20 protein-coding genes and 1 other RNA gene are annotated in these 21,756 nt (G+C 30.2%); 17 read left to right on the top strand and 4 right to left on the bottom strand.

Annotation, left to right across the window (positions count from 1 at the left end; all coding sequences use genetic code 11):
* Positions 1 to 2 precede the first annotated feature (2 nt).
* The 11 genes from AJN64_RS01720 (at position 3) to AJN64_RS01670 (ending at position 10,662) form a co-directional block, all read left to right on the top strand.
* On the top strand, positions 3 to 539 hold the full coding sequence (locus AJN64_RS01720) for a hypothetical protein (RefSeq protein ID WP_002870948.1): 537 nt from the start codon (positions 3 to 5) through the stop codon (positions 537 to 539).
* Positions 540 to 552: 13 nt separating this feature from the next.
* Positions 553 to 1,446 (top strand): hexaprenyl-diphosphate synthase, encoded by an 894-nt coding sequence (locus AJN64_RS01715; RefSeq protein WP_044779925.1) that lies wholly within the window; start codon positions 553 to 555, stop codon positions 1,444 to 1,446.
* Entirely contained in the window at positions 1,446 to 2,744 is a 1,299-nt protein-coding gene (hemA, locus tag AJN64_RS01710) for a glutamyl-tRNA reductase (protein ID WP_053872533.1), read from the top strand. Before AJN64_RS01715 ends, hemA begins: the two co-directional genes overlap by 1 nt.
* Entirely contained in the window at positions 2,728 to 4,437 is a 1,710-nt protein-coding gene (locus tag AJN64_RS01705) for a proline--tRNA ligase (RefSeq protein WP_074469927.1), read from the top strand. The genes hemA and AJN64_RS01705 overlap by 17 nt, the downstream gene beginning before the upstream one ends.
* Positions 4,434 to 4,823, top strand: a complete 390-nt coding sequence (gene fxsA / locus AJN64_RS01700; protein ID WP_070292583.1) for an FxsA family membrane protein — start codon at positions 4,434 to 4,436, stop codon at positions 4,821 to 4,823. The genes AJN64_RS01705 and fxsA overlap by 4 nt, the downstream gene beginning before the upstream one ends.
* A complete protein-coding gene (hemC, locus tag AJN64_RS01695; RefSeq protein WP_002861267.1) occupies positions 4,820 to 5,743 on the top strand; it encodes a hydroxymethylbilane synthase in 924 nt (307 codons plus the stop codon). The genes fxsA and hemC overlap by 4 nt, the downstream gene beginning before the upstream one ends.
* On the top strand, positions 5,740 to 7,542 hold the full coding sequence (locus AJN64_RS01690) for a menaquinone biosynthesis decarboxylase (RefSeq protein ID WP_070292582.1): 1,803 nt from the start codon (positions 5,740 to 5,742) through the stop codon (positions 7,540 to 7,542). Before hemC ends, AJN64_RS01690 begins: the two co-directional genes overlap by 4 nt.
* Before the next feature lie 154 nt (positions 7,543 to 7,696).
* Entirely contained in the window at positions 7,697 to 8,062 is a 366-nt protein-coding gene (locus AJN64_RS01685; protein ID WP_032603292.1) for a FlaG family protein, read from the top strand.
* 2 nt (positions 8,063 to 8,064) lie between these two features.
* Positions 8,065 to 10,008 (top strand): flagellar filament capping protein FliD, encoded by a 1,944-nt coding sequence (gene fliD, locus AJN64_RS01680; protein ID WP_002861270.1) that lies wholly within the window; start codon positions 8,065 to 8,067, stop codon positions 10,006 to 10,008.
* Between the two features lie 11 nt (positions 10,009 to 10,019).
* A complete protein-coding gene (fliS, locus tag AJN64_RS01675) occupies positions 10,020 to 10,406 on the top strand; it encodes a flagellar export chaperone FliS (protein ID WP_002861271.1) in 387 nt (128 codons plus the stop codon).
* On the top strand, positions 10,387 to 10,662 hold the full coding sequence (locus tag AJN64_RS01670; protein ID WP_070209774.1) for a hypothetical protein: 276 nt from the start codon (positions 10,387 to 10,389) through the stop codon (positions 10,660 to 10,662). The genes fliS and AJN64_RS01670 overlap by 20 nt, the downstream gene beginning before the upstream one ends.
* Here AJN64_RS01670 and rnpB read toward each other — a convergent pair.
* Positions 10,659 to 10,979, bottom strand: an RNA gene (gene rnpB, locus AJN64_RS01665) — RNase P RNA component class A. The two genes, AJN64_RS01670 and rnpB, sit on opposite strands and share 4 nt — an antisense overlap.
* A gap of 113 nt (positions 10,980 to 11,092) precedes the next feature.
* On the opposite strand from rnpB, the gene efp reads away from it, so the two are divergent.
* The 3 genes from efp (at position 11,093) to AJN64_RS01650 (ending at position 14,123) form a co-directional block, all read left to right on the top strand.
* Complete coding sequence (gene efp, locus AJN64_RS01660) at positions 11,093 to 11,662, top strand: elongation factor P (RefSeq protein WP_002855210.1); 570 nt, start codon at positions 11,093 to 11,095, stop codon at positions 11,660 to 11,662.
* Positions 11,663 to 12,022: 360 nt separating this feature from the next.
* Entirely contained in the window at positions 12,023 to 13,315 is a 1,293-nt protein-coding gene (locus AJN64_RS01655; RefSeq protein WP_083271908.1) for an SLC13 family permease, read from the top strand.
* Positions 13,316 to 13,325: 10 nt separating this feature from the next.
* Complete coding sequence (locus AJN64_RS01650; RefSeq protein WP_070209775.1) at positions 13,326 to 14,123, top strand: amidohydrolase family protein; 798 nt, start codon at positions 13,326 to 13,328, stop codon at positions 14,121 to 14,123.
* Here AJN64_RS01650 and AJN64_RS01645 read toward each other — a convergent pair.
* Together AJN64_RS01645 and AJN64_RS01640 are read right to left on the bottom strand one after the other, a co-directional pair.
* Positions 14,120 to 15,205, bottom strand: coding sequence for an FUSC family protein (locus AJN64_RS01645; RefSeq protein ID WP_070209776.1), 1,086 nt, complete (start codon positions 15,203 to 15,205; stop codon positions 14,120 to 14,122). The two genes, AJN64_RS01650 and AJN64_RS01645, sit on opposite strands and share 4 nt — an antisense overlap.
* Positions 15,202 to 16,434: a glutamate-5-semialdehyde dehydrogenase gene (locus AJN64_RS01640; protein ID WP_070292580.1), complete on the bottom strand. Its 1,233-nt coding sequence runs from the start codon at positions 16,432 to 16,434 to the stop codon at positions 15,202 to 15,204. The genes AJN64_RS01645 and AJN64_RS01640 overlap by 4 nt, the downstream gene beginning before the upstream one ends.
* Positions 16,435 to 16,504: 70 nt before the next feature.
* Between AJN64_RS01640 and AJN64_RS01635 the strand changes: the two genes are divergently transcribed.
* A complete protein-coding gene (locus AJN64_RS01635; protein WP_002870933.1) occupies positions 16,505 to 17,440 on the top strand; it encodes an NAD(P)-binding domain-containing protein in 936 nt (311 codons plus the stop codon).
* A gap of 206 nt (positions 17,441 to 17,646) precedes the next feature.
* A complete protein-coding gene (locus AJN64_RS01630; RefSeq protein WP_070292579.1) occupies positions 17,647 to 18,975 on the top strand; it encodes an MATE family efflux transporter in 1,329 nt (442 codons plus the stop codon).
* A 49-nt stretch (positions 18,976 to 19,024) separates the two neighbouring features.
* Here AJN64_RS01630 and AJN64_RS01625 read toward each other — a convergent pair whose 3' ends face one another.
* On the bottom strand, positions 19,025 to 19,954 hold the full coding sequence (locus AJN64_RS01625) for a DUF2860 family protein (protein WP_070292578.1): 930 nt from the start codon (positions 19,952 to 19,954) through the stop codon (positions 19,025 to 19,027).
* A gap of 139 nt (positions 19,955 to 20,093) precedes the next feature.
* Between AJN64_RS01625 and AJN64_RS01620 the strand changes: the two genes are divergently transcribed.
* Entirely contained in the window at positions 20,094 to 21,470 is a 1,377-nt protein-coding gene (locus AJN64_RS01620) for a replicative DNA helicase (protein WP_070248459.1), read from the top strand.
* Positions 21,471 to 21,756 lie beyond the last annotated feature (286 nt).

Genomic DNA, 21,756 nt, shown 5'->3' with positions numbered 1-21,756 from the left:
AATTGTTTAAAATAAGCCCTTGTTTAATTTGTATTTTTTTTATTTTTAGCAATGTTTTAGCATCTGAACCAACTTTTGATTATACTTATAAATTTATACTTAAAAAAGATGAGAGAGCTAGTGTGCAGATTAAAGAAATAGGCTATGAAGATAAGGTGCAAAATTTTGATTTTTATTGGACTTTGTTTGATAATACTAATATCATCGTACATTCGAAATTTCGCAAATATCCGCGTCAATTTGTGATGAGTTTAAGAAGAAATTTAGATTGGGTAACTCAAACTTTAATACCTGATTATACCAATCCACATATTGATAGAGCAAGACTGATTTTAGAATTTAGTGCTTATAATAAAGGTTTGGCAACTTTTACAGTTTATATAGAAGATAAGGAATCTCGTTTAATGGTAGAATTTTTAGATCCGAGAAAAAAAGCTTTACAAAATCCACCGCAAAACAATCAGGTTGTTCCTATGATTAATTTTAACGAACCTCAGGTAAAACCATTAACAAACAAAGAAAATAATAATAGCAATTAACAAGGAAAAGATAGTGCAAAAAATAGATGAATTAATAAAACAGTTTTTACAAGAACTTGGCTATGAACCTATTTTAAATATGCTTTCAAATGTAAAATCAGGAAAGAAATTACGCTCTAAATTATTATTAGCTATCGCAGATGAGAGTGAGATTGCTTTTAAAATTTGCGCAGCTATAGAATTGATACATCTTGCTAGTTTGTTGCATGATGATATTATCGATGAGAGTGAATTAAGGCGTGGAGCAAGATCTGTTAATGCTGAATTTGGCACAAAAAATGCTCTTATGTTGGGCGATATTTTGTATTCAAAAGCCTTTTATGAATTAAGCAAAATGGATACTAGATTTGCAAGTATTATTTCAGATGCTGTTGTAAAGCTTGCTATAGGCGAACTTATGGATGTTGATTTGGGAGAGAAATTTAATATCAATAAAGAAGCTTATTTGAAAATGATCTATAATAAAACAGCTGTTTTGATCGAAGCAAGTGCGAGATGTGGAGCTATTTTGGCTGGATTATATGAAAAAGATTTTGCAGAATATGGAAAAAATTTAGGACTCGCTTTTCAGATGATTGATGATATTTTAGATATTAAGAGTGATGAAAAAATTCTTGGAAAACCTGCTATGAATGATTTTAAAGAGGGTAAGACTACCTTACCTTATATTTATCTTTATGAAAATTTACAAGAACAAGATAGGATATATTTGCAGACTTTATTTAAAAAAGATTTAAATGAAAATGAAAAAGAGTGGCTAAAAACTAAATTTGAAGAACAAAAAGCTTTGGAAAAAGCTATTTTAGAAGCTAAAACTTATGCAAAAAAGGCTAGTAAAGCGATTGAAAAATATGATAATAACAAGCTTAATGATATTATTAAAGCTATGATAGATAGGGAATTTTAATGTATTATTGTATATCTTTTACTCATAAAAATACAGATATTGCCTTAAGGGAAAAGTTAAGCTTTTCCAATGAAGCTAAAAAAAGTGAGTTTTTAAAAATCATTAGCACTCATGAAAATATTGAAGAATGTTTGGTTATAAGTACTTGCAATCGTGTTGAAATTGTTGCTTTTGTAAAAATGGCCTGTGCGGAGTTTATTGTTAAATCTTTGGCTTTGCTTTGTGATGTGGATAAAGATATTTTACTTGAAAAAGCTGATATTTTTGAAGATAGTGGAGCAATCCATCATCTTTTTTCCGTAGCAAGTTCTTTGGATAGTTTGGTGGTTGGAGAAACTCAGATAGCAGGACAATTAAAAGATGCCTTTGCTTTTGCCGTAAAAAATAATTTTTGCGGAGTGCACCTTTCACGAGCAGTACATAGTGCTTTTAAATGTGCTGCTAAGGTACGCAATGAAACTCAAATTTCTAAAAATCCTATTTCTGTGTCCAGTGTTGCTGTGGCAAAAGCAAAAGAACTTGCAGATTTAACACAGAAAAAAGCTGTTGTTATTGGAGCTGGAGAGATGGGGGAACTTGCAGCAAAACATTTAATTGCTGCGGGTGCTAAAGTGATTATTTTAAATCGTGATTTACAAAAAGCCAAAGATTTGTGTGAGAGACTTGGTGTTTTAAGCGAATATGATAGTTTAGAAAATTTAAAAAAATATTTAAATCAATACGAGTTTTTTTTCTCAGCTACCAATGCACCAAATGCTATTATTACAAATGCTTTAATAGAAGAACTTCCTTATAAAAGGTATTTTTTTGATATTGCAGTTCCAAGGGATATTGATATCAATGAAAATGAAAATATATCTGTTTTTGCCGTAGATGATCTTGAGATTGTGGTTCAAAAAAATTTAGCGTTAAGAGAACAAGAAGCTCGTATGGCTTATGGGATAATAGGTCGTGAAACAAGTGAATTTTTTAGATATTTAAACGATTTGGCTTTGATGCCTATTATCAAAGCTATACGCTTGCAAGCTAAAGAATATGCAGATAAACAACTTGAAATTGCGTTAAAAAAAGGATACTTGAAAAAATCCGACAAAGAAGAGGCTAGAAAGTTGATTCATCAAGTTTTTAAGGCTTTTTTACACACACCTACTGTAAATTTGAAGCATTTACAAGGTAAAATGCAAAGCGATACAGTGATTAATGCTATGCGTTATGTTTTTGATTTGCAAAATAATCTTGAAGGTTTAAATCAATATAAATGTGAATTTGATATGGAGAATAATGATGAGATTTACTAAATTTTATGCACCAAGCTTAAAAGAAGCGCCAAAAGATGCGAGTTTACCTAGTCATATTTTTTTAACGCGTGCAGGTTTTGTAGAACAAATTGGTAGTGGACTTTATAATTTCTTGCCTTTGGGAAAAAGAGTTTTAGACAAGATTAAAAATATAGTTAAAGAAGAAATGGATAAGGCTGGAGCACAAGAAGTAAATCTTAGTTTTATCACTCCTGCAAGTTTGTGGCAAGAAAGTGGGCGTTATAATGTTTTTGGAAAAGAGCTTTTGCGTTTTAAAGACAGAAAAGAAAATGAATTTGTTTTAGGTCCAACACATGAAGAAGCTATGCTTTCTTTGGTAAAAAACAAAATCACAAGCTATAAACAACTTCCTTTGCATTTATATCAAATTGGACTTAAATTTCGTGATGAAGCAAGACCTAGATTTGGGCTTTTAAGATGTCGTGAATTTTTAATGAAAGATGGATATAGTTTTCATGCTAATGAAGAAGATTTAGGGCGTGAGTTTGAGCTTATGTATAAAACTTATTCTCAAATTTTACAAAGAATGGGGCTTGATTTTAGAGCAGTTGAAGCTGATAGTGGGGCTATTGGTGGAAGTGGTTCTAAGGAATTTATGGTTTTAGCAAAAAATGGGGAAGATGATATTTTAATTTGTGAAAATTGTGATTATGCAGCTAATGTTGAAGCTGCAAAAAGAGCTAAAAAAACTTGTCAAGATGAGCGTCCTGAAGCAAATTATGCAAGTAAATTTCACACTCCAAATATTAAAACTATAGATTCTTTAGCACAATTTTTTAAAATCAATGCTTTTTATACGATTAAAGCAGTGGTAAAAAAAGCTATTTACGAAAATGAAAGCAAATTAGTTGTGTTTTTTATAAGAGGAAGTGATGATTTGCAAGAAATCAAGGCACAAAATGCTTGTAGTGCTCTTGAACTAGTCGATGCAAGCGAAAAAGAATTAGAAAAAGCTGGTTTGGTAGCCGGTTTTATAGGTTTTGTGGGATTAAAAGATATAGATTTTTATATAGATTTTGAGCTTGAAAACGAAAAGCAAATGATTATGGGTGCAAATGAAAAAGATTATCATTTAATCGGCATTGATGTTGTAAATTTAAACAAAGATCGTTTTAAAGATTTGATTGAAGTTAAAGAAGGGGATTGCTGTGCTAAATGTGGAGCAAAATTAAAACAAAGCAAAGGTATAGAAGTAGGGCATATTTTTAAACTAGGGCAAAAATATTCCAAAGCGATGAATGCAAATTTTTTAGATGAAAATGGCAAAAGTCAGCCTTTTTATATGGGATGTTACGGCATAGGTGTTTCACGCTTGTTGGCTGTAGCTATTGAAGCAAGTCATGATGAAAAAGGATGTATTTGGAATAAAACTTTAGCTCCTTTTGTGCTTGAAATTATTGTTTCAAATCTCAAAGATGAAAAGGCTTTAGAATTTGCTAACAAGCTTTATGAGGATTTAACCAATCTTGGATTAGAAGTATTGCTTGATGATAGAAATGAGCGTTTTGGGGTCAAAATGAATGATTTTGAACTTATGGGTTTTCCTTATGCGTTAGTTATTGGTAAAGGATTAGAAAATAATGAAATAGAGTTTATCCAAAGAGAAGGTTTAGTAAAGGAACTTATAAAAACTGATGAACTTATGGAAATTCTTAAAAAGAAAGTGTTATGAATTATAAATTAAGTTTAAGCCCTTTATTTGTACTTGAAATTATTGCAAGTATATTTTTTATAGTGTTTTTTGGTTTTGGTAATTTTTTATTTTTCATACTTTTGAGTATGATTTTTGGTGCGGTTTTATTGGGAATTTTTTGGAAAAATATGCTTGAATTTCAAATGGGTGGCTTAAAGGATATGTTAACACAATTTTCTTTTGTTATCGCAGGGTTTTTACTTGTTGTTCCAGGGATTATTACAAGTGTTTTTGGAATTTTTGTATTTTTCTTTGGTATTGCTTTGAAAATAATGACTAAATCAAAATATCAATACACTAAGCAAGAGTATCAAAATTCTAATGAAGAAATCATTGATGTTGAAATTATAGAGGATGGAAAATGAAGCTTATTATCGCAACAAGAAAAAGTCAATTAGCTCTTTGGCAAAGTGAACATGTAGCCCAAATTTTAAAAAATACACATCAAATTGAAGTGCTTTTAGAAGGTTTTAAAACAAAAGGTGATGTTTTGCTGGATTCTCCTTTGGCAAAAATTGGCGGCAAAGGACTTTTTACAAAAGAACTTGAAGAAAGTATGTTAAGAAAAGAAGCGCATTTAGCGGTACATAGTTTAAAAGATGTGCCTAGTTTTTTTCCTCAAGGTTTAGTTTTGGCAGCGGTAAGTAAAAGAGAGCAAAGCAATGATGCTATGTTAAGTCAAAATTATAAAGATTTTCTTTCTTTGCCAAAAGGTGCAAAAATAGGCACTACTAGTCTGAGACGCAAGATGCAGATTTTATTATTAAGACCTGATTTAGAGATTATTTCTTTGCGTGGTAATGTTAATTCTCGTATAGAGAAATTAAAAAATAATGAATTTGATGCGATTATTTTGGCAATGGCGGGAATTAAACGCTTAAACTTAGATAAGCAAGTGAATTTTGTTTATGGATTTAGCAAGGATGAGCTTATTCCTGCGGCTTCTCAAGGAGCTTTAGGTATAGAAAGCATAAATGATGAAAAAATTTTAGAACTTTTAAAATGTTTAAATGATGAAAATGCTTTGATTGAAACAAGCATTGAAAGAGAATTTATTGCTACTTTAGAAGGGGGTTGTCAAGTTCCTATAGGTATTAACGCAGAGCTTTTAGGAGATGAAATTTGTGTGCGTGCAGTGCTTGGACTACCCGATGGAAGAGAAATTTTAAAAGATAAAAGAATGATTAAAAAAGATGATTTTAAAGGTTTTGGAGAGAGTTTGGCTAAGGAGTTTATTGCTAAAGGTGCTAAAGAACTTTTAAAAAAAGCTGAGAGCATGCTATGAAAGAATTTATTCAAATTTTAAAAGAAAATGATCTTTTAAGGGTAATTGAAGAGCCTGTAGATGTAGATCTTGAAATCGCTCATTTAGCATATATAGAAGCTAAAAAAGGAGAAAAAGGTAAGGCTTTATTGTTTAAAAATCCTATAGATAAAAAATTAAATAAACAATATAAATTTCCTGTTTTGATGAATACTTTTTGCAATGAAAAGGCTTTAAATTTAGCTTTTGGGCGTGATTATGAAGAGGTGGCTGAAGAAATTTCAAAACTCACCAAGCTTCATATTCCTACGAGTTTTAAAGCAAAAATGGATTTTTTTATGAATTTGTTAAGTTTTAAAAATGTTCCTCCTAAAAGACTGAAAAAAAATAAAGCCTTGTATGATTATGAAATTTTAAACTCTCTTGAAGAACTTCCAGTGCTTAGAACTTGGGAAGATGATGCGGGTAAATTTATCACCATGGGGCAAGTTTATACGCAAAATTTAGATAAAACTCAAAATAATCTTGGAATGTATCGTTTGCAAATGAGTGATAAAAATGAACTTTTAATGCATTGGCAAATTCATAAAGATGGGGCAAATTTTTATCACGAATACAAAAATGCTGGTTTTAAAAAAATGCCTGTAAGTATAGCTATAGGTGGAGATCCACTTTATATTTGGTGTTCTCAAGCACCTTTACCTAAGGGAATTTTTGAACTTTTGCTTTATGGTTTTATTAAAAAAACTCCTGCAAAACTTACCCCTTGTGAAAATGGTATTTTTGTACCTTATGATAGCGATGTAGTTATTGAAGGTTATGTGGATTTAGAAGAGTTTAAAATCGAAGGTCCTTTTGGAGATCATACGGGTTTTTACACTCCTGCTGAACTTTTTCCTGTGATGAAAGTAGAAAAAATTTATACTAAAAAAGATGCGATCTATCAAGCAACGGTTGTAGGAAAGCCTCCTTTAGAAGATAAGATTATGGGGCTTGGTACCGAAAGAATTTTTTTACCCTTGCTTCAAACTTCAGTACCTGATTTAATTGATTATAATATGCCTGAAAATGGAGTTTTTCATAATCTTATCTTAGCAAAAATCGATGCAAAATATCCCGCTCATGCGCAACAAATTATGCATGCATTTTGGGGAGTAGGGCAAATGAGTTTTGTTAAACATGCGATTTTTGTAGATAAAAATGCACCTTCTTTGAAAGATTATGATGCTTTAATTCCTTATATTTTAAATCGTTTTGATACAAAGAAAATGTTAATTTCAGAAGGAATTTGTGATCAATTAGATCATGCTTCGCCTAATTCTTGTTTTGGGGGTAAAGCAGGACTTGATGCTTGCAAGGAAACACAAGTAGAAGAGCTTGAAATTTTAGAAGATGAAAAATTGTTAGAACTTTTTAAAACTAAGGTAGAGCTTTTAAATTTAAAGCAATTTTATAAAGAAAGCAAAAGTCCTATAGTTTGCATTTTGCTTAATAAAAAAGAAAAAATTGAACAAAGTTTTAATAAATTTTTAGAATTTAAAAAACATTTTAGGATTTTAGTATTTTTGGATACTGAAAATAAGCTTGAAAACCCTTATATGCTTGTTTGGCGTGTGGTAAATAATATAGATGCTAAAAGAGATATTTTTATCAAAGAAGAAAGACTTGGAGTGGATGCAAGTGCTAAGGGTGAAGCTGAGGGCTATTTAAGAACTTGGCCTAAGCAAACAGATTGCACTAAAAGCGTGATAGAAGATTTAATCTTACGTAATATCTTAGAAAATAATCCAGATCTTTTTAATAAATTTGAAATTTTTTAAGATAGTTGAGATTTTTTTAAAATTTTGGCACAGTTTTTGCTTACTATTTTTTATATTGAAAAATAAATTTTTCTTTATTAAGTGTTCATAAATTTATAAATTTGTCGATATAAGCTTGTAACTAGCAATAAGAAATTTTAAAAAGGATTTTAAAATGGAAATATCGAAGGCAAATGGGCAAATGGATACAGCTTTGGCAAACATTAGCCAAAGAACAAGTGAGACACAGGCTAGTTTAAACATTCAAACCGATAGAAGTCAAAGCCAAGGAGGCGATGATGGACAACAGCAAGGTGTGAATGAAAAGTTAGCTGATATTACAAAAAAGTTAAATGAACAAATGGATTCTTTAGATACTAATGTTCGTTTTGGTTATAGTGATAAAATTAATTCTATGTATATTAGCGTGACTGAAAAAAGTACTGGAAGGGAAATTCGTCAAATTCCTAGCGAAGAAGCTATGAGATTAGCTGAGTATTTTAGAGATGTGATAGGAATGATATTTGATAAGGAGAGTTAAAAATGGCATTCGGTAGTTTATCAAGTTTAGGATTTGGTTCTGGGGTTTTAACTCAAGAAACCTTAGACAAGTTAAAAGAAGCAGAACAAAAAGCTCGTATTGATCCTTATACTAAAAAAATCGAAGAAAATACAACCAAACAAAAAGATTTAACCGAGCTTAAAACCAAGCTTTCTGCTTTTCAAGCAGCTGTATCGTCTTTAGGAGACTCTACGGCTTTTGCAAAAAGAAAGGTTATAGCAAGTATCACTGATAATCCTCCTGCAAGCCTTAGTGTGACTTCAGGTGTTGCTTTGCAAAGCATGAATATCAATGTAACTCAACTTGCCCAAAAAGATGTTTATCAAAGCAAGGGTTTGGTAAATGATACAGGAATTATCAATGCAAGTTTAAAAGAACCTACAAATTTAACTTTTTTTTCTAATGGAAAAGAATATAGCGTTACTATAGATAAAAATACAACCTATAGTGATTTAGTTGATAAGATTAATACTGCTACGGGTGGAGAAATTGTAGCTAAGATGGTAAATACAGGAGAAAAAGACGCACCTTATCGCTTAACCTTAACGAGTAAGGAGACAGGTGAAGATAGTGCTATAAGCTTTTATCCGGGTGCAAAAGATTCTGATGGTAAATACAAAGTTGATGAAAATGCTAAAAGTGTTTTTGAAAGTCTTGGTTGGAAACTCGATGAAGATGCTTTAAAAGCTGAAGATTTTGATCCTGCTAAAAGTAAAAAAGGTGTTGGCATTATTGATAGCGAAGATAATCCTTTGCATATTCAAAAAGCTCAGGATGCTAAATTTACCATGGATGGTATCAAGATGACAAGATCGAGCAATACTATAACCGATCTTGGTGTAGGTATTACTTTGACTTTAAATAAAACAGGTGAAATTAATTTTGATGTTCAGCAAGATAGTGAGTCTGTTACCAAGGCTATGCAAGATATGGTTGATGCCTATAATGATTTAGTGTTAAATCTTAATGCCGCTACAGACTATAACAGCGAAACAGGAACCAAAGGTTCTTTACAAGGCGTAACCGAAGTAAACTCTATACGCTCAAGTATTATTTCTGCGCTTTTTAAAACTCAATCAGTTGATGGTACCGTAGAAGATACTAATGGAAATAAAGTAAGTGCTAAGGTAATGCTTTCTTTACAAGACTATGGTTTAAGTATGACTGAGTCAGGAACTCTAAATTTTGACTCTTCCACTTTTGAAAGCAAGATGAAAGAAAATCCCGATTTAACTGAAAGCTTTTTTTCAGGCATTACTCAATACAAGGATATAAACTATACTGGTGATTTAATTAAAGAAGATAGTCTTAGCAAATATGTGGGCGAAGGTGATGATAAAGGTATAAGTTTTTCTTCAGGTAAGTTTCAAATTGTTACGAATTTTGAAACTTATGATTTATCTAAAAATGCTGATGGAACTGATTTTAAATTAACAGGAAAAACAGAACAAGAAATGCTTCAAAATCTAGCTGATCATATCAATAGTAAAGGTATTGAAGGTTTAACAGTTAAAGTTGAAACTTATGAAAAAGATGGAGAAAAAGGATATAAGCTTAATTTTAAAACCGACGGAAGTTCTGATTTTGCCATAAAAGGAGATAGCGAATTTCTTAAACAATTTGGCTTAAGCCAAACGAGCATTGCTGCTGAGGCAGTTGAAGGTGTGGGTGTTTTTGCGCAACTTAAAACAACTTTACAAGGTATAACAGGCAAAGATGGCTCTTTAACAAAATACGATGAGAGTTTAACAAATGATACTAAGTCTTTAACCCAAACCAAAGAATCAACTCAAACTTTGATTGATACAAGGTATGATACAATGGCAAATCAATGGTTGCAATATGAGAGCATCTTAAATAAACTTAATCAGCAATTAACAACTGTGACTAATATGATCAATGCAGCAAATAATTCTAATAATTAAGGATAAAAAAGATGCAAAATAGTTTAGCTTATAATGCTTATTCTCAAAATCAAGCGGGGATAGAATCTCCGCAAAAACTTATCGAAATGCTCTATGAGGGAATTTTGCGTTTTTGTGCAAGGGCTAAAGTGGCGATAAGAAACGAGGATATAGAGCAAAGAGTATACTTTGTAAAAAGAACAACAGCTATTTTTATAGAGCTTATTAATACTTTAGATTATGAAAAAGGTGGAGATGTGGCGCATTATTTAAGTGGGCTTTATACAAGAGAAATTCAACTTTTATCTTTGGCAAATTTAGAAAATAACGAAGAAAGAATTAATGAAGTTATAAATGTAACCAAAGGTTTACTAGAAGCTTGGAGAGAAGTGCATAGTAATGAAACAGTGGATCAATGATTTTAAACTCGCGTTAATTCAAGAAGATATTAATAAGCTTGAAAATTTGCTTGATAAACTTGATATGAAAGCTTTTATTAAAAATTTAGCTAAAAGATCGCCCTCAGAAGACTTTATAAAAGAAAATATAAATGATATATTTTATCAAATTCAAGCTCTTTTGCAAGAAGCTGTTGCACTAATTGAACAAAAGAAAAAAGCAAAGGCTGTTGAAATTCAAAAATTTCAAAAAGCTTTGACCTATATTAGATCTTAAAAAGCATAGCGATAAGCCGAGTTCTGTCTTGAATGCTCATTTATCTAGTTTTGTTTTTACAAACAAAATCAAGCGAAGGGTTAAAACAAAGACGCTAACCATCCCTTCTTGCTGCACATTGGGTTTACATAGCCGAAATTGTTGCCAAAATCGCTGGTAGGCTTTTACCCCACCGTTTCACCTTTTCCACTTGTGTGGTAGTTTTCTTTCTGTTGCACTATCCCTTAGGTTTCCCTAGCCATCTGTTAGATGGAATGCTTGTCTTTAGCAGCTCGGACTTTCCTCTTCTAAAAAGAAGCGAGCATTTACTATGCTTTAAATTTAAATTTTAGCATAATTTTACTTATTTTTTTATCAAATAAAATAATTTTATTGTGATATCAATCAAAATTTGATAGAATTATTTTTTATTTTTTAACAAAGGAAATTTATGGCATCTTATTCAATGGGTGATTTAAAAAAGGGACTTAAAATAGAAATCGATGGAATTCCTTTTAAAATAGTTGAGTATCAACATGTAAAACCAGGTAAAGGTCCTGCTTTTGTGCGTATTAAAATCAAATCTTTTATTGATGGTAAAGTACTTGAAAAAACTTTCCATGCAGGCGATAAATGTGAAGCTCCAAATTTAGAAGATAAAACTATGCAGTATCTTTATGATGATGGTGAAAATTGCCAATTTATGGATACACAAACATATGAACAAGTAGCTATCAGTGATGATGATGTGGGTGAGGCAAAAAAATGGATGCTTGATGGTATGATGGTAGATGTACTTTTTCATAATGGCAAGGCTATCGGCGTAGAAGTTCCACAAGTTGTTGAACTCAAAATCATCGAAACGGCTCCAAATTTCAAAGGCGATACTCAAGGATCAAATAAAAAACCAGCTACTTTAGAAACAGGCGCAGTAGTGCAAATTCCTTTTCATGTGCTAGAAGGTGAAGTTATACGCGTTGATACTGTGCGTGGTGAGTATATAGAAAGAGCGAACAAGTAATACAAAAAAAGCTTTTGGACTATTCCAAGGCTTTTTTAAATTTATACAATTTTTTATTTTATTCTTCAAGGCATTCTTTAAATTTTTAAACTTGACTTTTCTGTAGTGTTTTAATTCTATATTATAAAGATGAGCTTATGAGAATATTTTTTCTATTTTCAAATATTTTTAGATGGGATTATGGTGTTGTTTTTTTGCCTAAAAAGGGTTTTTGCTTGTTATAATTCAAGATATTCTGTAAAATATTTTATAAGATGAGTAAATTTGTTACTAAATAGATATTTTTTAAATTTTAGATTTTGTTTTTATGCTTTGAAAAATATATTTTTTGATATCATAAGCCCTATAATATTTTAAAGGATGATAATGGTTTTTTTAATCATCTCTAGTATTATAGTAGCCATCATTTTAGGCTATATTACTAGACATAATGTTGGAATTTTTGCTATGATTTTTGCTTATATTATAGGAGCCTTTTTTATGGATTTAGCTCCTAAAAAAATCATAGCTTTTTGGCCTATTTCTATATTTTTTGTTATTTTTGCTGTTTCATTGTTTTATAATTTTGCAACCGTAAATGGAACTCTTGAAAAATTAGCTGGACATTTGATGTATCGTTTTGCTAATCATCCTTATTTACTTCCTTTTGTTATTTTTGTGGTTAGTGCTATTATAGCTGCTTTAGGAGCGGGTTTTTATACGGTTTTGGCTTTTATGGCGCCCCTTACTTTTTTACTTTGCGATAAAATCGGTTTAAGTAAAATTGCCGGAGCTATGGCCATAAACTATGGTGCTTTAGGAGGAGCAAATTTTATGACTTCTCAAAGTGGGATTATTTTTCGAGGATTGATGCAAAATTCAGGTATTGAAGCAAATGAAGCTTTTATAAATTCTAGTATTATTTTTGCTTTTACTATAATTTTGCCTATTGTGGTATTATCTTTTTTTGTGTTTAATGCTTTTAAAAATAAGATGCAAACCAGTGTTATTTCAAAACCTGATCCATTTGATTATAAACAAAAAACTACTTTAATTCTCATGTTTATGATGATTATTGTTGTTTTAATCTTTCCTGTGCTAAATATTATTTTTCCACATAATGAGACAATTAGTTATTTTAATAAAAAAATAGATATAGCTATGATAGCCATGATTTTTGTTGTCATTGCTTTATTTTTAAAATTAGCCAATGAGAAACAAGTTGTTGCTTTAATTCCTTGGGGAACCTTAATAATGATTTGTGGAGTAGGGATGTTAATTAGCATAGCAGTTGAAGCAGGTGCTATAAAATTATTTTCAGACCTTGTAGAAAATGAGGTCAATGTGATTTTTATTCCGTTAATAATGTGTGCTATTGCAGCTTTTATGTCGCTTTTTTCAAGTACTTTGGGTGTGGTTACTCCAGCGCTTTTTCCTATAGTTCCAAGCATTGCTGCAAGCAGTGGATTAAGCGAGGCATTGCTTTTTTCTTGTATTGTTGTAGGGGCTCAAGCTTCCGCTATTTCTCCTTTTTCTTCTGGAGGAAGTTTAATTTTAGGATCTTGTCCTGATAAATATAAGGAAAAATTATTTAAAGATTTACTTATTAAAGCTGTGCCAATAGGATTTATGGCGGCGATTTTAGCTACTATTATAATGAGTTTTATTTTATAAGGATAATTTAATGAAGATTGATACTCATGCACATATATTTTTGAAAAAGTTAAATACAGTTGCAAATGCAAGATATAAACCTGATTATGACGCTAGTTTTAAAGATTATAAAGCAAATTTAGATCATTATGATTTTGATAAAGGGGTTTTAGTTCAGCCAAGTTTTTTAGGTGTTGATAATGAATTTTTGCTTCAGAGTATCGAAAAAGATGAAAATATAAAAGCTATAGTTGTGGTTGATGAAGGTATTAAATTTGATGAGCTTCAAAAACTAAAAGAAAGAAAAGCTTGTGGAGTTAGATTAAATTTAATTGGCAAAGAATTGCCAAATTTTAAAAGTACAGTTTGGACTCAATTTTTTGAAAATTTAAGTAAGCTTAAAATGCAAATAGAAATTCAAAGAGATTTGGATAATAATCTTGTTGATATTGTTAAAAATTTAATTCCTTATGGTTGTAATATTGTTATCGATCATTTAGCAAGAGCTAATGTAAACTTAACAAATTTAGAGGATTTAATTTGCTTAAAAAACTCTAGAATATTTTTTAAAATTAGCGGTTTTTATAGAGCAAAAATAGACTATGTTAATAATGAACAAGCTATAAAATTTGCAAAGAAAATATATGAAATTTTAAAAGAACATTTTCCACTTAGCAATTTTGTTTTTGGAAGTGATTGGCCGCATACAAATTTTGAAGCAAATGTTAATTTTTCATCGGCTCTAGCAGCTTTTAATGAAGTTGTCGTATCTAAAAAAGAACAAGAGCAAATTTTAGGGGACAATGCTTGTGTTTTATTTGACTTTTAAGCTTTTCGTTTTATCCTAAAGATGTATTTTGCAATGCGTTCAAAATGTACTCTTAGATAAGGTTTATAAATTACAAAACCACCCAAAAGTCCTAAAATGCTTCCTATTACGACATCAACTAAGCGAGCGAGTATTAATGTATTTGCATTTTCACTCATAAAATTAGCCGCTTCTGAAAGATAAGTAGCATAAGGAGTAAAGAAAATCATAGCTAAAGCATAGTTTCGATTGACTAAAAATTGTCCTATAAAAAACAAAGACATCATAAGTAAAACAAGCTCTATATCGTGAAATTGTTTAGATAAAAGCCACCATGCAAAACATACTCCTAAGGCCGTTCCTATGATGCGTTGAATTTGTTTAATCCATATAGAATTTAAAGTTACACCTTGCATAATAGCTGTGCAAGAAATGGCTATCCAATAACTTCTTTCAAGTTCTAAAAAAGTTCCTATAAATATAGAAAAAGCCACAAAAGAACCCATGATCAAAGAATCCACAAAAACTGCGTCAAAACCTATGTATTCTCTAGGTGGAATTTCGCTAGGTAAAGCATTTTTAAATCCATAAATCACAACGATAGAATATAAAAAAGCCATTAAATTAGCTACCATTGCCCCAAGAAAAACAAGACCCACTAAAAAGATAAAATCCTTAGCTTCAAAAGGAGAATAAGCTCCTAAAACACAAGAAAATACAAAGAAAAAATATCCAGGTGTACCAATGTTATAATATCTAATTAAAATAGAACTTCCCATGGCCACAAGTCCTATAGGGATGAAGGCAAAAATTGCAGGTAAAAAATGGGTTAAAATTCCTAAGAAAAAACTAGAAACTATGCCAAAAGAACAGCACATCACAACAGCCATTCTATGATATAAAGGAGTGTTTGGAACATATAAAAAAGATAAAGCTCCTATCATGGCAATGAGTCCATAGTTTAATTTTCCAAAAAATACACTAAACCCTAAAACTATACCCACACCCAAAGCCGCAAAAAAAGGCATTTGCCAAACTTGTTCACTTGAATTTAGTTTAGCAATTTCTTTAAAGTGTTGCTTTAGCATTTCTATTTTATTCACTCTCGAATTTGTCCTTCCCCATTGATTATATATTTATAAGTGCAAATATCTTCAACCCCCATAGGACCTCTTGCATGCAATTTGCTAGTTGAAATTCCAACTTCCCCACCAAAGCCAAATTCTCCTCCATCGCTAAAACGCGTTGAAGCATTAGCATAAATACAAGATGAGTTTATAAGGCGTTGAAATTTAGCGATATTTGAAGCATCATTTGAGATAATGGTTTCAGAATGCAAGGAGCTGTGTTTGTTGATATGATCTATAGCTTCATCGCAATCTTTTACTAATTTTACACTTAAAGCAAAATCAAGCCATTCTGTATCAAAGGTATTTTCACTTGCTTTAAAAACTTCTAAATTTGAGTTGTTAAAATAAGCCAAAGCATTTTCATGGGCGTGAATTTTTACCTTAAATTTTTTAAATTCAGGGATTAAAAGACTTATAAAATTTTTAGCAATTTTTTCATGGATTAAAAGCGTTTCTAAAGCGTTGCAAACACTTACTCTTTGACACTTTGCATTAAGGATTATTTTTAAAGCCGTATCTAAGTTAGCACTTTGATCTACAAAAGCATGACACAAGCCCTTATCTTGCTTAATGAGAGGAATTTTGGTATTGTTTGCGATTTCTTGTATCATATTTGAACTACCGCGAGGTATGATCACATCGATTAAATCATCAAAAGTTAGAATTTGCTTGATTTCGTCTCTTTGAGTAAACATAGCAAAACAATCTTGCAAACCAAATTCCTTAAGTGTTTTGCTAACAAGAGTAAATATAGCTTCATTTGTAAATTTTGCTTCACTTCCACCTTTAAATACACAAGCATTAGAACTTTTTATCATTAAAGCTGCGATTTCAGCGCTAAGACTAGGCCTTGCTTCGTAAATAACACAAATGAGTCCTAAAGGAATGCTTATTTTTTGTATACTCAAACCTGCATAATTTTTCCAAGCTTTAGAAATTTTGCCTATAGGATCTTCGATATAAGCGATTTTTTCTAGACCTTCACAAAGAGCTAAAATGCGTTTTTCATCTAACAAAAGCCTATCTTTTATTGCTCCATTTTTTGTGAAATTTGCTATATCTTTTTCATTTGCTTCTAGGATAATTTTGAAATTTTCTCTTAAAATTTGAGCTAATTTTAAAATAATTTTTTCTTTATCTTTAGGTGTTAAGTTAAGTAGTTTTTGAGAATTTTTCTTAATATTTTCAAGCAAATTTCGCATTTTTAATCCTTTATTTACAAAAAACTTGATAAATTATACAAAAAAAATCAGAATTGAAAGGTAAATATAAATGAAAAAAATAGATTTAATTATAGTAGGTGCAGGTCCAACAGGTATAGGCTGTGCGGTTGAAGCTAAGCTTAAAAACAAAGAAGTTTTGATACTGGAAAAATCAAATAACATTTGCCAAACTTTAATGCAATTTTATAAAGATGGCAAAAGAGTAGATAAAGCTTATAAGGGATGCGAAGGAACTAATCATGGACATGTTCCTTTTGAAGATGGTACCAAAGAAAGTACTATAGAAACTTTTCAAAACGTATTAAAAGAACACAATATAGAAGTTGAATTTGGCTCTGAAGTTGAGAGCGTTAAAAATGAAAATGGAGTTTTTTTAGTAAGCACAGCTAAAGGCGTTTATGAGTGTAAAAACATCATCGTTGCTATAGGTAGAATGGGTAAGCCTAATAAGCCTGATTACAAACTTCCTATGACTTTAACAAAAATCATTAATTTTAATGCCAATTCAGTTTTGGGAAATGAAAAAATTCTTGTTGTAGGTGGTGGAAATTCAGCAGCAGAATACGCTGTGGATTTGGCTAATTCAAATCAAGTTAGCCTTTGTTATCGTAAAAAAGAATTTACAAGATTAAATGATATAAATCTTAAAGATATTCACGAAGCTGGAAATTCGGGTAAAGTAGAGTTAAAACTAGGAATTGACATTAATGAGATAGAAGATGATAGTGGCAAGGCTAAGGTAAATTTTACCGATGGTACAAGCGATATTTATGATAGAATCATTTATGCTATTGGTGGTTCTACTCCACTTGATTTTTTACAAAAATGCGGGATTAATGTTGATGATAAAGGCGTGCCTTTAATGGATGAAAATAAACAAAGCAATGTTAAAGGTATCTTTGTAGCAGGAGATATTGCTACTAAAAATGGAGCAAGTATAGTTACAGGGTTAAATGACGCTGTAAAAATTCTTTCCGTGCTTTAAAATTTAGCCTTCGGGCTAAATTTGACTTATTAATAAGTAAATTTTATAATTCTTATTATTTTAATTTAAATCTATGAAAATGCAAAATAAAACCAATACAAAAACAACAATAAGAACTTATCGTTTAAATTTCTATATTTTAGGACTTCAAGCACTCTACTAACGTCTTTAAAAATATTTTATTTTAATATTTTTAAAGGATTTGTATGTCAAATATTTTTAGCACTTTAAGCCCTTTTAGGCTTTTTATAAAATGTGCCGTGCCAAATGTCATAAGCATGGCTTTTATTTCTTTTTATTATATAGTTGATGGAATTTTTGTTGGAAAATATCTAGGAAGTGATGCTTTAGCAGCACTAGCCTTGATTATTCCTTTTATTATGATGTCTTTTGCTTTGGCTGATATGATAGCTATAGGTTCAGCAGTGCAAATTTCTATGCATTTGGGTTTAGGCAAGAAGAATTTAGCTAGAAAGATATTTAGTTCTAGTATATTAATTATTTTTCTAATTTCTTGTTTTATTGGAATTTTGGAGTATTTTTTAGGACCTGTTTTGATTGATTATCTAAATGTTAGCGATGAGATTAAAACCATGGCTAAAGAATGTATGTTTGTTTTTGCTTTATTTGCACCTTTTACTATGCTTTCTTTTGCCTTGGATAATTATTTAAGAATTTGTGGAAAAACAACCTATAGTATGATTATGAACATAATCATAGCTTTAAGTAATATTGTATTTGATTATCTTTTTATAGTTGTATTTGGTTGGGGCTTGTTTTCGGTAGCCCTTGCAACTTGTTTGGGACTTGTTTTAGGTGGTATTTTTGGAATTTTTCCTTTTTTATTTCAAAATTTAGAGCTTAAATTCTCAAGTTTATATATAAATTTGAGAATTTTAAAAAATATTCTTTATAATGGAAGTAGCGAGTTTTTTGGCAATGTTTCGGGTTCTTTATATAGTATTTTTGCAAATTTTGTTTTGTTAAAAATTTCTACCACTCAAGCCGTGGCAGCTTTTTCTATAGTTTTATATATTGATAGTTTTATTATAATGCTTATTATTGCTATGGGAGATGCGATGCAACCTGCACTTAGTTACAACTATGCTAAAAAAGATTTTTCAAGGATTAAAGCTATTATAAAAGTGGTATTTTTTGCAGGGGGAATTTTATCTTTATTTTCTATAGTATTTATATTGATATTTGGAGAAAATTTGATAGCACTTTTTGCAAAAGAAAATGATCAAGAATTTAAAACTTTTGCTTATACAGCTTTGATGCTTTTTGCTTTTAATTATCTTTTTGCATGGTTTAATGTCCTAAGCGGTTCTTTTTTGACAGCTTTTAATAAGGCAAGTTTTTCTTTGGTTTTAAGTTTAACGCAAAATTTATTCATGCCTTTATTTTTTCTTTTGCTTTTATCTTATTTTATAGGTTTAAATGGAGTATGGTTAAGTCCATTTTTTGCTGAATTTTATGTTTTGATTTTAGCTTGGATTTTTCTTAAAAGGATTTTTAAAGATCTATCTTTATAGTGGATAGATCTTTTTTAAATTTTATCAAAGGAGCTTTTTTTATAATTTTTTAGAATTTATATCCTATTCCAGTTAAAACAACTTGATAGGTTTCATCATAAAATCCTATATCGCTATTTCTTTTTTCTATACCATAATTTGCAAAACCATAAAGTCCGTTATAGCCCAAAAATTGATTTTTAACAACTTTTAGATTAAGCTTAACTATATTACCGTCTTGTTTTTTGTGGAAGATAGGATCTGTTCCTACTGCTTCATATTTGTTAAGACTTAAATTTGGGGTGAAGATATAGTCATTAGCAAAAGCTAAATTTGCTCCCATGCTTAAACCATATCTTGAGTAACTTTGAGCTTTTCCATCTGCATCATTATAATCATAGCTTAGTCCTAAATTTAACAAACTATAATTGTAATTTAATTCAAACTCGTGATAATACCCCTCTCTTTTTAAAGAGTTGTACTCAACTGCGTCTTTATCATATTTGTTTTTGCTAAATAAATATGAAGCTGTAAATTTTCCTAAATCACTTTCGTAAAGTTGAGAGATTTTAAAACCATATCTATCAACATCAGTTTCTTCTCTATTGCCTATTTGATAAGGATTTGCATAAGCTTTTTCTCTTAAAGAAGAAATTACAGAAAAAGAAGTGCTAAAACGCTCTAAATAGGCTTTTTCATAACCTAAAGCTATACCGCTGATATCTCTTCCATTGTAGTTTTTGATAAAAACTCTATCATTGTCTATAAGGTTACCATAGTAAAGTTCTACACCGATAAAAGGAATAAAAGAAGAGTCCGAATTATCAGCATCATAACCACCTAAGTAATCACTATCCGCTAAAGTTGAAATATTGCTTTTAATATCTCTTGCACCTACACCTATGCTTAAATTTCCACTAAAACCTTCTTGAAAATCTACAGCCATAGCTGACTGGGCTAAAATGGAAGCTAAAATACATGAAAATAAATGTTTTTTCAAGTGTTCTCCTAATAAAATAAATGTTGTGATTATAATTGTAACTAACATTACTTTAAATATTTATAAAAAATTAAAGTTTATAATTTTAAGTTTTTTTAGATAAAATTTTTAAAACTATTTATATTTATAAGGAAATTTAGTGCAACAAGAGTATTATGACTTGGATTTAGAGCGAGCTATTTTAAGCAGTTGCATCATGAGTGAAGAAGCTTACGCTAGTATAGCAGGCGATATTAGTCCGAAAGATTTTAGTCTTAAAGCTCATGAAGATATTTTTAAAGCAATTATAGCTTGTAGCAACAACAAAGAGCCCATTTCTATAAGTTTTTTAAAAAAACATAAAAAAATAGATGAAGAGATTTTAGCAGAAATTCTTGCCACTCCTTCTATGATAGATTTGCCTGCTTATGTAAATGAACTTCGCGAAAAGTCCATCAAAAGACAACTTTTGAGTTTTGCACATCTTTTACCAGCTCGTATTAATGAAAATCGTGCCGTAAGTGAAATCGCAGATGAAATTGGTAAAGAAATTTTTAGCATTACAAATCGTGTAAATTTTAGAGATATTAAAGATGTTAATATAGTAATATCAGAACTTTTTGAAGAATTTAAAAAGCAAAAAACTTTAGAAAATAAAAATATCATAGGGCTTGATACAGGTTTTGAGGGTTTAAATAAAATGACAAAAGGTTTTAAAGGAGGTGAGCTTATAATAATCGCTGCACGCCCAGGTATGGGAAAAACAACCCTTTGTTTAAATTTCATTGATAAAGTTTTAAGACAAAATAAAGGTGTGGCTTTGTTTTCTCTTGAAATGCCCGCAACTCAAATCATGCAAAGAATGCTTTCTTCAAAAACTTCTATCCCTTTACAAAGAATTTTAACCGCAGATTTAAACGATGATGAATGGGAGCGTTTAGGAGATGCTTGTAATGATTATAGTCAAAAGAAATTATATATTTATGACAGTGGTTATGCAACTATTGCTGATGTAAGAGCTATTTTAAGGCGTTTAAAATCTCAAGATGAAAGTATAGGACTTTGTGTGATTGACTATATAGGGCTTATGATGAGTAATTCAAATTTTAATGATAGGCATTTGCAAGTGAGTGAAATTTCAAGAGGACTTAAGCTTTTGGCTAGGGAGCTTGATATGCCTATTATCGCACTTTCACAACTTAATCGTGGCTTAGAGCAAAGAGCAAATAAGCGTCCTTTGATGAGTGATTTGCGAGAAAGTGGAGCTATAGAGCAAGATGCGGATGCTATTTTGTTTGTATATCGCGATGAGGTTTATAGAGAGCAAGAAGAAAAAGAAAGAGAGAATAAAGCTAAAGCTGAAGGCAAAGCTTATCAAAGGCTTTTTATACCAAATCCTATGCAAGAAAATGCTGAAATTATTGTTGGAAAAAATAGAAATGGGCCTGTTGGAACTATAGAAGTTGTATTTTTAAAAGAAAAATCTTGTTTTGTAGATAAACCTATAGGCTACGAAGCTACTGAATTTACAGGCTAGCTTTAATTAATATAAATTAATTAAAAATATCTCACAAATAATTTTAATATTTAATTAAATTTACTCTCATTAAATAAATTTTTTTATAAAATAAAATTTAAATTGAAATTTTATAATTATATAATAATCAGTATTTAATTATACTTTAAGTTCAAATATTTTATTATTCCGCTATTTTATTTTTATATTTTATATTATTATTAAAAAATAAATAATATGAAATTAATTTCAAAATAAATCATTTTAAATAAGGAAGGAGAAAAATATTTGAGTAAAAATATTATTT

Origin of the sequence: Campylobacter sp. BCW_4332 (assembly GCF_001763175.1) — a bacterium.
In the GTDB taxonomy this organism is placed as follows: domain Bacteria; phylum Campylobacterota; class Campylobacteria; order Campylobacterales; family Campylobacteraceae; genus Campylobacter_D; species Campylobacter_D jejuni.
Note: the sequence above shows the minus strand (reverse complement) of the source record. Positions and strands in the feature narration are given on the sequence as shown.